11 protein-coding genes are annotated in these 13,434 nt (G+C 51.0%); 7 read left to right on the top strand and 4 right to left on the bottom strand.

The window, feature by feature from the left end:
- Positions 1-13: 13 nt before the first annotated feature.
- Together BUB81_RS02195 and BUB81_RS02190 are read left to right on the top strand one after the other, a co-directional pair.
- Positions 14-412, top strand: a complete 399-nt coding sequence (locus tag BUB81_RS02195) for a rhodanese-like domain-containing protein (RefSeq protein ID WP_073317523.1) — start codon at positions 14-16, stop codon at positions 410-412.
- Positions 405-890 (top strand): GNAT family N-acetyltransferase, encoded by a 486-nt coding sequence (locus BUB81_RS02190; RefSeq protein ID WP_073317521.1) that lies wholly within the window; start codon positions 405-407, stop codon positions 888-890. The genes BUB81_RS02195 and BUB81_RS02190 overlap by 8 nt, the downstream gene beginning before the upstream one ends.
- On the opposite strand, the gene BUB81_RS02185 is transcribed toward BUB81_RS02190, so the two are convergent.
- From BUB81_RS02185 to BUB81_RS02175, 3 genes are all read right to left on the bottom strand, one after another.
- Positions 879-2,603 carry a hypothetical protein gene (locus BUB81_RS02185; RefSeq protein WP_139241478.1) on the bottom strand — a complete coding sequence of 575 codons (1,725 nt, stop codon included), beginning with the start codon at positions 2,601-2,603 and terminating at the stop codon, positions 879-881. The two genes, BUB81_RS02190 and BUB81_RS02185, sit on opposite strands and share 12 nt — an antisense overlap.
- Positions 2,604-2,693: 90 nt before the next feature.
- A complete protein-coding gene (locus BUB81_RS02180) occupies positions 2,694-3,812 on the bottom strand; it encodes a glycoside hydrolase family 88/105 protein (protein WP_073317515.1) in 1,119 nt (372 codons plus the stop codon).
- Between the two features lie 16 nt (positions 3,813-3,828).
- Positions 3,829-5,190, bottom strand: coding sequence for a BNR repeat-containing protein (locus tag BUB81_RS02175; protein ID WP_073317511.1), 1,362 nt, complete (start codon positions 5,188-5,190; stop codon positions 3,829-3,831).
- A 236-nt stretch (positions 5,191-5,426) separates the two neighbouring features.
- Between BUB81_RS02175 and BUB81_RS02170 the strand changes: the two genes are divergently transcribed.
- The gene (locus BUB81_RS02170; protein ID WP_073317508.1) at positions 5,427-5,663 is read left to right on the top strand and encodes a hypothetical protein; all 237 of its coding nucleotides are present in this window, start codon (positions 5,427-5,429) and stop codon (positions 5,661-5,663) included.
- A gap of 10 nt (positions 5,664-5,673) precedes the next feature.
- Here the strand turns inward: BUB81_RS02170 and BUB81_RS02165 are convergent, their stop codons facing one another.
- The gene (locus tag BUB81_RS02165) at positions 5,674-6,840 is read right to left on the bottom strand and encodes a hypothetical protein (RefSeq protein ID WP_073317505.1); all 1,167 of its coding nucleotides are present in this window, start codon (positions 6,838-6,840) and stop codon (positions 5,674-5,676) included.
- Between the two features lie 169 nt (positions 6,841-7,009).
- On the opposite strand from BUB81_RS02165, the gene BUB81_RS02160 reads away from it, so the two are divergent.
- Genes BUB81_RS02160 through BUB81_RS02145 form a run of 4 tightly spaced genes read left to right on the top strand, consistent with a single transcriptional unit; the run spans position 7,010 to position 13,434 of the window.
- A complete protein-coding gene (locus BUB81_RS02160) occupies positions 7,010-8,365 on the top strand; it encodes a TolC family protein (protein WP_245819099.1) in 1,356 nt (451 codons plus the stop codon).
- Positions 8,362-9,615 carry an efflux RND transporter periplasmic adaptor subunit gene (locus BUB81_RS02155; protein ID WP_073317499.1) on the top strand — a complete coding sequence of 418 codons (1,254 nt, stop codon included), beginning with the start codon at positions 8,362-8,364 and terminating at the stop codon, positions 9,613-9,615. Before BUB81_RS02160 ends, BUB81_RS02155 begins: the two co-directional genes overlap by 4 nt.
- Positions 9,612-12,779, top strand: coding sequence for an efflux RND transporter permease subunit (locus BUB81_RS02150; protein WP_073317496.1), 3,168 nt, complete (start codon positions 9,612-9,614; stop codon positions 12,777-12,779). Before BUB81_RS02155 ends, BUB81_RS02150 begins: the two co-directional genes overlap by 4 nt.
- Positions 12,757-13,434 (top strand): response regulator transcription factor, encoded by a 678-nt coding sequence (locus tag BUB81_RS02145; RefSeq protein WP_073317493.1) that lies wholly within the window; start codon positions 12,757-12,759, stop codon positions 13,432-13,434. The genes BUB81_RS02150 and BUB81_RS02145 overlap by 23 nt, the downstream gene beginning before the upstream one ends.

Raw genomic sequence — 13,434 nt, 5'->3', positions numbered from 1 at the left:
AGGAGTCACCGTTATGTATTCAACTGTTATTAGACCCAGACCAGCTCCGTCCGACGAAGCGTTAGCCCACTTTCAGCGTTTACTTACTTTTGAAACAGACTGTTGGGATGTGCACTATGCCATGAATAACGGCTTGCATGATTTTGTGTTACTCGATGTGCGGGGTATCGAGACGGCGAAGCAAGGCTACATTGACGGCGCCGTATTTTTACCTCACGCGAACATTAACGAGGCCGCGCTGAGCGAATACGCAGACGATACGGTTTTTGTGGTGTATTGCGCCGGCCCCCATTGTAATGCAACCGAAAAGGCGGCGATAAAACTGGCCCGGCTGGGTCGACCGGTTAAGAAAATGATTGGCGGTGTAACCGGGTGGCTCGACGAAGGCTTTACGTTGAAAGCCGATGTCTGAAAATGTACTTGTTGTTACCCCAGCAAATCAGGCCGACTTACCTGACGTACTGTTACTCATGCGGGATTTAGCCGAGTTTGAGGGATATCTACCGGACTTTGCAGTGACGCTCGATGCACTGGAGAGCCTGTATCTGCAGCAACGTGTGTTTGGCATTCTGGTAGCAAAGCATAAGGATTCTGGTTCTACTGAAAACGGCAGAGTCGCTGGCATATTGGTGTATTTTTTCCAGCCTTTTACTTACGACTTAACCCCTTGGTTAATCGTGAAAGAGCTGTTTGTGTCAGAGGCATTCCGTGGGCAGGGCGTCGGTGAGGCGCTGATGCTGGAAGCCAGGAATGTGTGCAAGGCACAGGGCGGCTCGCGGATGAAATGGGAAGTGCTTACGCAGAACACCGCTGCGCAGGCATTCTATAAACAGCTTGGGGCTAGCGTAGAAGAGAACTGGCGCACCATGAGCTTGCCATTAGTCCGCTAGCATTTCGAAGTCTTTTTCATCAAACCGATCGAGGATTTTAATCAGCGCCAATAAATTGTGCTGAATGTTATCCATACGGATTTCGTTGTTGTACACCCGGGAGCGCAAACCGCCCGCAGCCGCCTGCTTGTTGGCGATGTAAAACATATCGATATCGTCAGCAAACTCCAACTGCATGGCGTGTCGGATCCCTTTGATGATGGCCTGACGGTAGGCTTCCTGACGCTTGGTATCGTTTACGGCCTTTGCCAGCGCCCAGGCGTCAGCCAAGCCTTCAAGGTAAACGCCGGTTGCAGAAGCATGCGGCGGGCCATACCCGCCTTTTGGGTAGTAAAAACGACCCGCAAAATCCGGATAATCGTAGCCTTCCTGTTCTTCTATTGACTGCAGTTTTTCAATCAACCAGTCATTCATGGTAAAAATTGAAGACTGCAAGAAAGGGTCACTTGTTTGTTGCCAAACCTTGTAATACGCCTGTGTATGCCAGGGCACAAATGCCGGATTGCGGTGCGCGAAATGCCAATCCATGTAGTAGCGCGCACTGGTCAGAAATTGCTGCGTCAGCGCGTCATCAGGCTGCTGTTCTAACCAGTGAGCCCAGAAAAACATCGCCTCACCGGGGTAGAAATTATGCAGGTCATTCCGTTCCTGACGAATGAAGGTGCGAAATGCGCCGGTAGGCTGCCACTGTTCCTGAATGGCATTAACCAGCCCGTTGAACTGCGCTGTAAATTCGTCACCCTGCTGTGATGTGAATATCGACAGGGCTGCCAGTCCGGCTGCGCCCAGTTTGCGTTTCTTGCTGTACTCAATAAATCCAATTTCGCCGTCGGTTTTGTAGTAGGTGTTCAGATTGAACGTGAGATTTTTATGGGCAAGCTCAACCGCTTTGGGTTCTTGAGTCCTGTTTGCCCAGACCTGCATGGCGTAGCTCGCCATAAACTGGCGGATCATGTTGTTGGACGTCGAAAACTTAGCCGGGCCGGGCCAGTATTTATAGGCTGTTTCGCCGGTGGCGGGACTGGTGTTATTGAACAACCAGCCTGCGAGCCGCTCAGACATGGCATTCACGGAAGTTTTAGAAATGTCATCATACGTCACCAGTTGGTTACCGCGATACAATGGCGTGGCTTTACCTGTGTTTACGTCAAAGTAGAACTGATGATTGTCGTAGGTATAAAAAGGGATATCTGCGGTGTTTAGTTTGGCCAGGCTCACGTCAATGGCCTTAGCAAATAACGTTAAAATTCGCCACGGCGTTTGATTCTGACTTACTGATTTTAGCCCGCAATAGTTGATGGACTTGTCTTCATAGTGAAACTCAAATCCCTTAACGCCAATCGCCGTTTGATAACTGCTGGGTGATTTCAGTGGCATCCGGGTGAGTGTGTAGTTGTAACCAAAGCACAGTGTGAGCTGGTTATAGTCCTGGTCTGGCAGAGTGGCGAGGGCTTGTGTTACCAGATTACGCCAATCCGTGTTGTCTTTAATGGTGGTTTCAGCCAGCAACTCACCGTTACGGCGGCTATGTAACTGCAGGGAGGTAACCTTGGTAACCGCGCCGGGCCCTTGGGTGAAATACGGTTCCAGTGAAGTGACAACGCGTTGCTCCAGCGTCAGAGGTTTTTTCGGTATCGTGACACACCCACTGAGAGACAGTAGTAAGACACTGAAGAGTAAAGTAGAGCGGCAAAAAGCCCAGAATGTCATCATTGAATAACCGTTAACGTGCAGGTGTCTTATGACACGGGTTCCCTTGCGGCCCAGCATAGCTAAGGGCCACTCAGGATTCAACGCAAAACGCTATTTGGATGTGTTATTCACCAGCTTGTAAATTTCGCTACCGGCGGCTAAAAACGCCCCTACGCCGTATACTTCGGTTTTATCGGGCCAAGCTTCACCGGGTGCGGCCCCGATAGGTTGTACATAACCCAGCATGCCGGCCTCGGTAATATGCGAGGTCATATTTGCCCAGCCTTTTTCTACCGCGGGTAAGTAGCTGTTGCTGTCCAGGTACCCGTTGTTAATGCCCCAGGCCAAACCGAAAGTGAAGAAGCCCGTGCCGGACGTCTCTGGCGTGGTATACACGTCTCCGGCTTTTAAGCTCATAGGCCAGAAGCCGTCTGTTGACTGAAGCTTAACAAGTGCTGCTGCCATTTCCGTAAACAGGGTTTCAAAATAGGCTTTTTGCGGGCCATCGGGCATCTCTTCGAGAATCAAAGCCAGGCCAGCGAACACCCAGCCGTTGCCGCGTGACCAGAATATTTTGCGGCCATGCTCTTTTACGCCGATAAAATGTTCATCACGGTAAAAGAGGTGTTCTTCGGTGTCGTATAAATGATTGGTCGTGGCAACATATTCCGCAAACATGTAATCACGGTATTGCTTATTTCCCGTGATATTAGCGAGTTTCGCCCACAATGGCGGAGCCATAAATAATGCATCACACCAGGTCCAGCGCTCGGTGTACTTGTAGTTGTTTAGTCGCATAGGTTGCTGGCTGGGATTTTCCAGAATATGTGTAGTGCGTTTCAGCGTTTTTTCGAGCATATGCGGCGACTGAAACTTGTCGTACAGGGCAAGGTAAAGCTGGCCGATAGCCTGGTCGTCTGCATGGTATTCCGCTTTGGCTAAATCCCATTTGTTTTCATCGGCAACGCTCAGTAAAAAATCATAGTAGCGCTTGTCTGGTGCAATATCCGCCCAACGTTCCATACCAATGTACATGGCGGCGTAAGGCCATCCATTGATAGGGTTATCCCATTCATGTTTGCGCCCGTAATCATCCCGGAAATGGGTGATTTGCCAGTCGGCCATACTCGTTAGCGTGGTTTGTAAGGTCGATCTATCATGCAATGCGGCTTGAGTAAACAAAGCAGATATTCCCAGTGTGAACAGGAGTGGGCGAAGCAGTTTAGGCATAGTGATTTCCTTATAATTATTGCAAGCTGGCTTGCCAGCTCAGTACGCCAATGTGACTGGGCGCAACTTGCGCGCTTTCGGCATCGTTGCCGTCTCGTTGCTCGACGCGTTGCAGCAGCAGATCAGCCCTGCCATGCTGTATCCACTGCGTTGGGTCAATACTGGGCTCCCAGGCACCGACATTTTGTGGGTGCAGCACATGCGATTCCCAGTTTGCATCAATAATGTTGTGCATGGTCAGGCCCATCACCTGTCCGCTCTGAAAGTCATCCCGGTAAATTAAATGCAGCGACGTCACACCATTGTGCTGACGAGGTAGCACAATGGTTCGGGAGATGGGTGGCCGCTTGGTGCCGTGGCCACTGAGTTCGAAATTCTCTGCCGCTTTGGGCGCTTTAATAATCTGCCAGGTGTTGGGTTGGGGAAGAGGATATACCACCTGATAACGAGGAATATCAGTGGGGGAATCAGCCCAATAGCTGGCAATAAAAGGGCGGCTGCTATTGTCGCCCATTACAACAGGTGGATTCATTAACTTGTGGTGTTGAGGGATAGGGACAACAACATCGGACTCGGATTCGGTAATGGGCAGCGCATAAGGTGTGCCGTCGTATTGTTGCCAGGTATCACCTTGATCAAAGGAACGGGCATAGGCGAGATCGTGATTACTGGCTACGTCGGGGGGTTCCCGCCAAATCCAGGCCAGATGAACCACACCATTAATATCGACAGACATGTCCCAGTAAGCGCTGCGCTTACCTTCACCATCCAGCACAGAGCTGTGCAAACGCTGCCATTGTTGGGTGCGAAGGTCATAACGGTTGAGTACCAGGTTCCCACGGCCAGAACCTCCATCGCGGTAGGCAAACAGCAGGTCACCTGAAGGCAACGCATAAAATTGCGGGTAGGTAACACTGTTCTCTCCGGCCTCGTCTGGCGACTGTGGTTCGCCTAACATTGGCTTTCGCTCTAGTGTAAGCGCGCCTGGCGCAACAGAGCGCGCATAATTCAGCGGAGAGTTATGGTGATCCCAGGCAATATGAAGGTACCCGTCGGCATCGACCACCAGGCTAATATGATTGTGGGCATCGTCTACATTGCCGGTAAAAGGCGTTACTTGCGTCTGCCAGGTTTTGGAACCAGTTGGGCGTTTGGCAAGCACCAGGTGCCGATTCGCATTGTAGTAGGCGGCATATTGGAACTGGCCATGGGTAAAGAGGGTCTGTTTGACGCCCGCCAACACATTCACTGAACTGCCTGCGAACGCGTCATCGGCGATAATTGAGTAGCGACTATCTGCATCGGCAGACAGCGGATAACCACCGCCGCCACAGCTCATCAGCGAAAACAAACTCATTAACAGGAAAATCGTGCGCATAGTCCGGGCTCATTTATAATTTGTATGACGAATTAACATACCTGAAAGAAAAAGGTAATGCCCTTTTTTGTTTTCTACTTGTCGTTCTTTAATTGAAACGAATGCTTTGCTATCGGTTTTTGAATCGTCTGGGTCGGGGGCGGTGAAAGCAGATCTTAAGGCTAGCTGTTTGATGCCATTTAGTTAGGTAGTTTGGTGCAGATCAGCGCAGGAAATGCTACTTCCGGGGAAAACCTATGTTCCGAGATATCAAATCTATCGCAGCCTACGTGTGTTATTTAGTTATGCAGGTGATTACGTCTGTGGTCCTATTAAAGCTGCAGAAAAGCCTGTTTGCCTTGTCAGACAGCGAGGAGATGGCGCTGACATTCTGTACGCTGTTAGTTGTTACCTATGTGTTTACAACGATAGCAAGAAAGTGCGGCCTGTTTCGCAGCCAGCAGGAAGGTGCTGACAACGAAAAAGATGGTTAATCAGGCAATATCATTTAGGGCAACTCATGGCGGTAAACCTCTGACCTTGGGTAAGAGTATTTCGCCCGCCTCTGGAGCCGGGATTTTGAGGATCCATTAGATTGATAGGGTATGCCCGATCTTTTGCTTGCTTGTCGGTTTGGACATAAACCTCGTACCAACACTGACAATGTGCCATGGATTTCTTATTCGCCAGACACGTAGAGAAGAAGACGCTTTCGGGTAGTTTTTCATCGAGAGCTTCGGTCATTCCAAACAAAAAGGGCAATGTGATGTTTGCGTCACAGGCTTGGGCTTTCGCCCAGTTGGTGCCGTTCCCTTCAACGACTTTTAGTAAAATTTGTGAGAGTTCGAAATTTTTGAATAGTTTGTCGTGTTGTACTTTAAGTACTGCTTGCGCAGTATTGAGTGCATCACCGCCAATGGACTTGCAGGCGGCAATCAGATAGTTACTCGCCTGAATGACCTGATAAACCTCCTGAGGCGTGTACGTTCTGCGTTTCCCTTCGGATATATCCTCAACCAATTGGCTGGGCAAGCTGTCATTCAATTGAGAAAGCGTGCGCCAATCTTCAATTTGAAGCGCTCTGGCCATTGGTTTACAAGCTTTATGTTTGGACTCCTGCTTACAGGCTACGGCTAGTCCTCTCAAACGAGCAAACTTAGGACCTCCTGGACACGTGTTTTCATCTTTACAGATGTCATCGCAGCTTCCCCCTAATATCGCTGAGGTATAGCAAACCCTGTCCTTTTGAGCCATCGATTTTATCAATAGGGCATCCAACTGACGCCCTTGCTCCTCAATGCCCGCCTGTAAGGCTGACTTGGGCTTTAATTTGTAATTTTTCCAATATTGTTTGGCTGACATGGGCATGCCAACGCAGAATAAATTGGTGTGATCATTGATAATGCCGGCCTGTTCAAACGGAATGGAGATTGAGATTTCATCTTCGTGCAGCACATTTCTGATTTCAGTTGGGTGTTCAGAGAAATGTTTCAGTTGTTCCGGGGTGGCGACTTCCGCCGTTCTGACCGCAACGCATTTACAGTAGCCGTCCAGATTATCTCTTCCGCCTTTGCATTTCGAATAAAGCGCGAGGGTATCTTCATGTACATCTGCTGCGCAAAATAGGGGGAATGCGAGAGTTACCACAAAAAACAAAAGGAGTCTGTTCATCTGATGTCCTTATCAAGAGTAAACGAGGGAACAGCGTAACCTACTTTGTTTGTTTTTTATACGGTTAACTTCCGCTGTTTTAACGCACGCTAGTGCGTTAATCAGCGTTAACCCGGCATTAACCGTTGGTTTTGTATTCTGTGCCCATTGTGAATAAACAGGTATGGGTATGAGACATACACTTCTAGCCGTTTCTCTGACGTTGGTGCTTTCCGGCTGCGCCAGTCAGTACACGGGTGACTTCAGCGAAAACGCTCAGCTCAATACCGGGAAAGGTGTGAGTTGGCAGACAATGCCAGCAGAGGCCAACTCGGTTACGTCGCTAACCGAACTCGTTAGTGTGCCCGGTTTACCTGCGCTGATTGACGAGGCGTTAAGCGGCAATCCGGGCTTGCAGCAACAGCTAATTAGCTTAAAAACCGCTAAGGCGCAAAAACGCGTGACCAATGCATCGCGGTTGCCCGGTGTTAGCGCGGGCCTGAGCGGTACGCGCCAGCAAGACAGTGACGATAGCTATAACACAAGTCTCACTGTCAGCTGGGAAGCCGATATTTGGAATAAGCTGGGCAATCAGGTGTCAGCTGCACAATGGTCAGTGGCTGCCAGCGAGGCAGAGCTTACCTCGGTGACCAATACCCTGGTCGCTGAAGTGATGCGAGGTTATCTGGAAGTCGCTTATTACCAGCAGCTCATTGACAATGAGCAGGCCCGCCTGACACTGCTGAAAAACAATCAGGAGGTTATCCTCAAGCGCTATCGCACCGGATTAGGCGCATTGGAAGATCTCGACAACGCCCGTACATCGTCGGCTAGCAGCGAAGCCAATATTGCAGCGTATAAAGAAAACCTCGCGCAATCACTGCGCGCTTTGGCAGTATTACTTGGTCGTACTGACATGTCGGTGAGTGATCTGCCGGTTGCTGCCACCTTTCCGGATGTACTTTTGCCACTGACCAGTTTGCCTGAACAGGACCTGGCGAGACGCCCTGATTTAATGGCGGCTTATGCAAATATTCAGGCTCAGGAATTCAGTACCCGGGTGGCTTACAAGTCACTGTTACCTTCAATTAGTTTGAGTGCGGCCCTTTCCGATGCGGGTACTTCGCCCTCGCAGGCGTTGTTTACTAATCCTGTCTGGCAATTACTTGGTCAGTTAACAGCACCGCTGTTTCAGGGCGGAGAATTACGCGCAAATATCGACATTCAGGAACTGGCTGTAGAAAACAGCTGGTGGGGCTATCAAAGCACGTTGCTCACTGCGGTAAAAGAAGTACAGGACGGCATTGGGCAGGAGAAAAGCCTGGCCAGCCAGTATCAGGCTACGAGCGTCGCACTGGCGAATGCGAAGCGCAGCAGCGACACCTACACAAAACAATACCGTCAAGGGTTAGTCGACATTTTGGATTTACTGTCGGTATATCAGCAAACCTACGACCTGCAAGCGCAGTTATTGCAGCTGCAATTTAATCAATTATCGAATCGAATCAGTTTAGGCCTGGCACTGGGTCTGGGAGTATCAGCATGACTTCAACAGCAAAACGCGTCATCGGCACCGCAGGGGCGCTGGTAGTATTGGTACTGGTTACCATTAGTGTATTTGGTCAGTCTGGTCATGCAGGCCCGCCGGGAGGTCCTCAAGGAGCCCCTTCAGCGGCAAAAACCCAAGGGCGTCCCGCTGCTGAAGCAAGTACATCAGATACAAAGGTTCCGCCACTTGCCAGCCCTCAGAATCAGGAAGCCAGCTTACCTGCGATAGGCGTACTGGACGTAGTCGCAGGAACGTATCAGGCGAAAGTGAACGGCTATGGTGAAGTAACCGCTAAACACGTATTGTCGCTGACTGCGCAAGTGAGCGGCGAAGTCACGCGGTTGTCGCCGCATTTTGAGACTGGCGCGGTTTTTCGCAAAGGCGAAGTCATGGCTTACCTGAACGACACTGCCTATCAACAAGCCGTGGCGACCGCCAGAGCCGCCGTTGAAGCTGCAACCGTCGCGCTGGAAGAGGAACGACTGCAAGGCGTCCAGGCAAAAGATAACTGGGAACGTTCAGGGTTAGATGGCGAACCTGAATCGCCCCTGGTACTCAGAGAGCCCTACTTGCATGCCGCCCAGGCCAATCTGGACGAAGCCAAAGCCCAATTGAAAACCGCAGAGCGTGAACTTGCCCTGACGCAAATCGTGGCGCCTTTTGATGCCGTTGTGGTTACTCGTGATATCCAGCCCGGTAGCTTTGTTCAATCGGGTACCAGCATTGCGCAGCTATATTCAGCCTCAGAGGCCGAGATTGCTATTCCGCTGTCGGCCAGCCAGTGGCAAAACCTGCCAACCACGGCGTCGTCGGATGACCAGTCATGGCCGGTTGTCATTGAGGATATGGATGGGCTGAATCAATGGCACGGCACGGTAAAACGTATCGAACAGCACCTGGATACCAGTTCACGACAGCGTTCGCTGATTGTTGAGGTGCAACAGCCCCTTGCCGGAGACTCACCGTTGTATTTTGGCACCTATGTCACCGCGCATGTCGCCGGAAAAACCTATGATGCACTGTGGGAAATTCCCGCCAGTGCCATCTCGCAAAAGCAGGAAGTGTGGTATCTGGACGCTGGTAACAAGCTGAATAAATTTACCCCCAATGTGAAGTTTCAGGCCGACGGCAAAGCTTACATTATGCCTCTCGCTGGCATGACCGAAGCGCGCATTGTGGCCCGCCCGCTTAACAGTTATTTGGTGGGTACCCGTGTTAGTCCGCAAAGCACCGGAGGTAACGCATGAGTACGCAACACAGAGGGATTATTGCCTGGTTTGCCAACAACAGTGTGGCAGCCAACCTGTTAATGATGGCCGTGATTGTGGCGGGTGTACTGTCGGTAAACGAACTGCGTAAGGAAGCGTTTCCCAGCATGGAGCCTCGTTTTGTTACCGTATCCATGACCTATGACAGTGGTGATGCGAAACAAGCGGAAGAAGGGATTGCAATTAAAATTGAAAACGCGCTGGAGTCTGTGCCCGGGATCAAGCGTATTACGTCTAACTCCTCGGCTAATGGCAGCTCTGTGCAAGTCGAAAAACAAACCGACTACGACCTGGATACGCTGATGACCGACGTGAAAAACAAGGTCGATGCAATATTTAACTTCCCGTCTGACGCGGAGAAAGCGGTGATCTCCAAGGGCCGTCGTCAGGAGCACGTGATATGGGTGCAGCTATACGGCGATACCGATACCGCCACCTTACAGCAATTAGGTGAGCAGTTGGAACGAGAGCTGTTGGCCCGGGATGGCATTAGTCAGGTATCTCCCAGTTCTTATGTCGACCACATGATGTCGATCGAAATCGATGAAGCCAAACTGCAAGCCTATGGCCTGACTATCGACGATGTATCCAGTGCCATCAATGCCGAATCGGCCACGGCACTTACCACCAGTTTGCGCAACAAAGAAAAAGTCATTCGTTTGAAAGCCTCTGAGCAGGCCTATTACAAAGCTGACTTTGCCAGCATTCCCTTGTTAGCGAATGCCAATGGCACTTATCTGACCGTGGGCGATGTGACTAATATCTCCGACATGTTTGCCGACGATGCCTATGCCTTATCTCGCTACAACGGCGTGAATGGCTATGGCATTCAGGTGATCATGGATGAATACGGCGATGTGCAGAACATTGTAGAGCAGGCCAATCAGCTAGTAGCCGAGTGGCACGAACGCGGTATTTTGCCCGACGGCGTTGAGCTGGAAACCTGGTACGATCGCAGTACCCTGATCACTGAACGTCTGGATCTGCTTACCAAAAACGCATTAACCGGCATTGCCATGGTGTTTGTGGTACTGGCATTGTTCTTAAACCTGCGCGTGGCGTTTTGGGTCGCAGCGGGTTTGCCATTCATCCTGTTCGGCACCCTGTTCTTCATGACCGGCAACTTTGCGGCGCTCACCATTAATGAAATGACCACCTTTGGCTTCATTATGGCGCTGGGGATCGTGGTGGATGACGCGGTCGTAGTGGGTGAGTCCGTCTATGACACCCGCAAACGCGAAGGGGATACCTTGAACAGTACTATTCGCGGCACGCACAAAGTTGCCGTGCCAACCCTGTTTGGTGTGTTTACCACGGTAGCGGCATTCGCGGCGCTTTCCAACATCTCTGGAGGATTAGGAAATCTGTACGCTCAGTTCGGCATGGTGGTGACCATTTGTTTGTTGTTGTCGGTAGTGGAGTCCAAACTGATACTGCCTGCTCACCTGGCGCATTTACCCACCCATAAAAAGCCAACGCATGCATTGGCACGTGGCTGGGCTAAGATACAGGACGGTGCCGACGCGGGGTTACAGTGGTTTAGCCAACGGGTGTATATGCCGGTGCTGAAGTATGCATTACAGTTCCGTTATGCCGTGATCCTGTTGTTTGTGGCTGTGTTTATTGCGGTGATTGGTATGCCGATGAATGGCACGGTACGCGTGGGGTTCTTCCCCAGCATGCCAGGCGATACCGTTGAAGCCAGCATGACGCTGCAAAGTGACGCCAGCTTTGGCCAGACTGAGCGCAATATGCAGTGGCTGGAAGCGACACTTAATCAAGCGGATGCGCAGTTAATGTCGCAAAACGATGCCGACGGTTCAGGCATTAAGAGTCTGCAGGTAATGGCATCAGGCGATCAAAGTGGGTCTATTGTAGTGGAACTGGCGAAAGAAAAGCCCTATTCACTTGACGACCTGGCCCGAACCTGGCGTGAACTGGCCGGTACACCCGAAGGTGTGAAGCAACTTAAAATTCAATCGCGCCGGGAAATGGTAGATGCCTTCAAAGTAGAGCTGAAAAGCGTGAGCGACGAAACTCTGCTGATTGCTGAAGAAGCATTTCGTGAGGCATTGGATAGCATGGACGGGGTGACCAGTGTGGAGTCTTCCCTTACGCCGGGCGAAGCCATGATGCGCTTTGAGCTCACGCCTCAGGGCCGTGCATTAGGCATGGATACTGCCAGTTTGTCGAAGCAGCTGTTACAAGCCTTTGGTGGTGACATCGTGCAACGCTATCTGCGCAATAAAAACGAAGTGAAGGTGCGTGTACGCTACCCAGAGGAAAGCCGCAGCAACGCGACGGACATCCTCAATGCCCGCGTGCGCTTAACTGACGGCACGGTCGTTCCGCTAAGCGTGGTAGCGAATATTATTCAGGACAGCCAACAACAACAAATCACTCGCATCGATGGTTTGCGGGCACTTACTGTGTCTGCATCTGTTGATTCTGATGTGATCACCGCTACCGAGTTGGTGCAAACACTGAATCAGTCACTGGTACCTCAGCTAACCCGTCAGCACGCTGATTTGTCGATACATTTCGCCGGTGAAGCCGAGCAGCAGGAAGAAACGACCTCGTCGATGAAGACCCTCACGGTGATGGCACTAATTGCGATCTACGCACTACTGGCTATTCCGTTGAAGTCATACATTCAGCCGTTGATTATTATGTCCGCGATTCCATTTGGTATTGTTGGCGCCATTCTGGGCCACTGGAGTAACGGCCTGATGATGAGCATTTTGTCGCTGAACGGTATTCTGGCACTGAGCGGTGTGGTGGTGAATGACTCCCTGTTGCTAGTGTCTCGTTATAATGAAATGCGTCGCGCCGGTGGAGAAGTGTTCGATGCTATTCAGCAAGCCTGTCAGGGGCGCTTACGAGCCATATTGCTGACGTCGTTTACCACGTTCGCCGGGTTGTATCCGATTCTGGGTGAAACCTCAAAACAGGCGCAGTTCCTGATCCCTGCTGCGGTGTCGTTAGGTTATGGTATTCTGTTTGCCACGTTTATTACGCTGTTGCTTATTCCGGCGCTGATTCTGATTAACGAAGACGCCCGCCGGGGAGTAAAAAAGCTGCTGTCTGCGGTATCAGGCAGGGCACAAGGGTCAACACATCATGATCAAACTGCTGCTGGTTGAAGACGACCTGGATCTGGCCGGTAATGTAATGGATTACCTGGAACTGGAAGACATCGTGTGCGATCACGCCAGTAACGGCGTGGCCGCCCTGCAGCTCTTGGAAGAAAACCGTTATCAGGTGGTTGTACTGGATATTAATCTACCGCGATTGGATGGATTACAGGTCTGTGCCCGGGCCAGAGAGCAAGGTAACGATACGCCCATTATTATGCTGACCGCACGGGACCAGCTACAGGACAAAATCACCGGCTTTAAACAAGGTGCCGACGACTACCTGGTAAAACCCTTCGCCATGGAAGAGTTGGTTATGCGGGTGAAAGCCCTGGCAAAACGCCGCAGCGCGCAAAACAAACAGCTGGCGGTGTCCGGTTTAGTCATGGACTTATCCGGTAAGTCGGTCAGCTACAATGGCGTGGTTTTACACTGTTCACCCACCGGTTTTAAGCTGTTAGAGCAGTTGATGCGAGCCAGCCCAAACCCGATTGACCGTGATGAGCTGGTTGAGCTGGTTTGGGGCGAAGAAAGTCCCGACAGCAACAGCCTGAAAGTCCACATGCACAAGTTGCGCAAAGTGTTAAGCTCCGCCAGTGTGCCGATGGAAATTAATTTTAAAACCCAGGTTGGGTTCAGCCTGTCGCCAGTTCAGGAGTCGTAA

This window comes from Marisediminitalea aggregata (assembly GCF_900129565.1).
GTDB lineage: Bacteria > Pseudomonadota > Gammaproteobacteria > Enterobacterales > Alteromonadaceae > Alteromonas > Alteromonas aggregata.
This window is presented reverse-complemented; position numbering and strand designations above follow the sequence as displayed.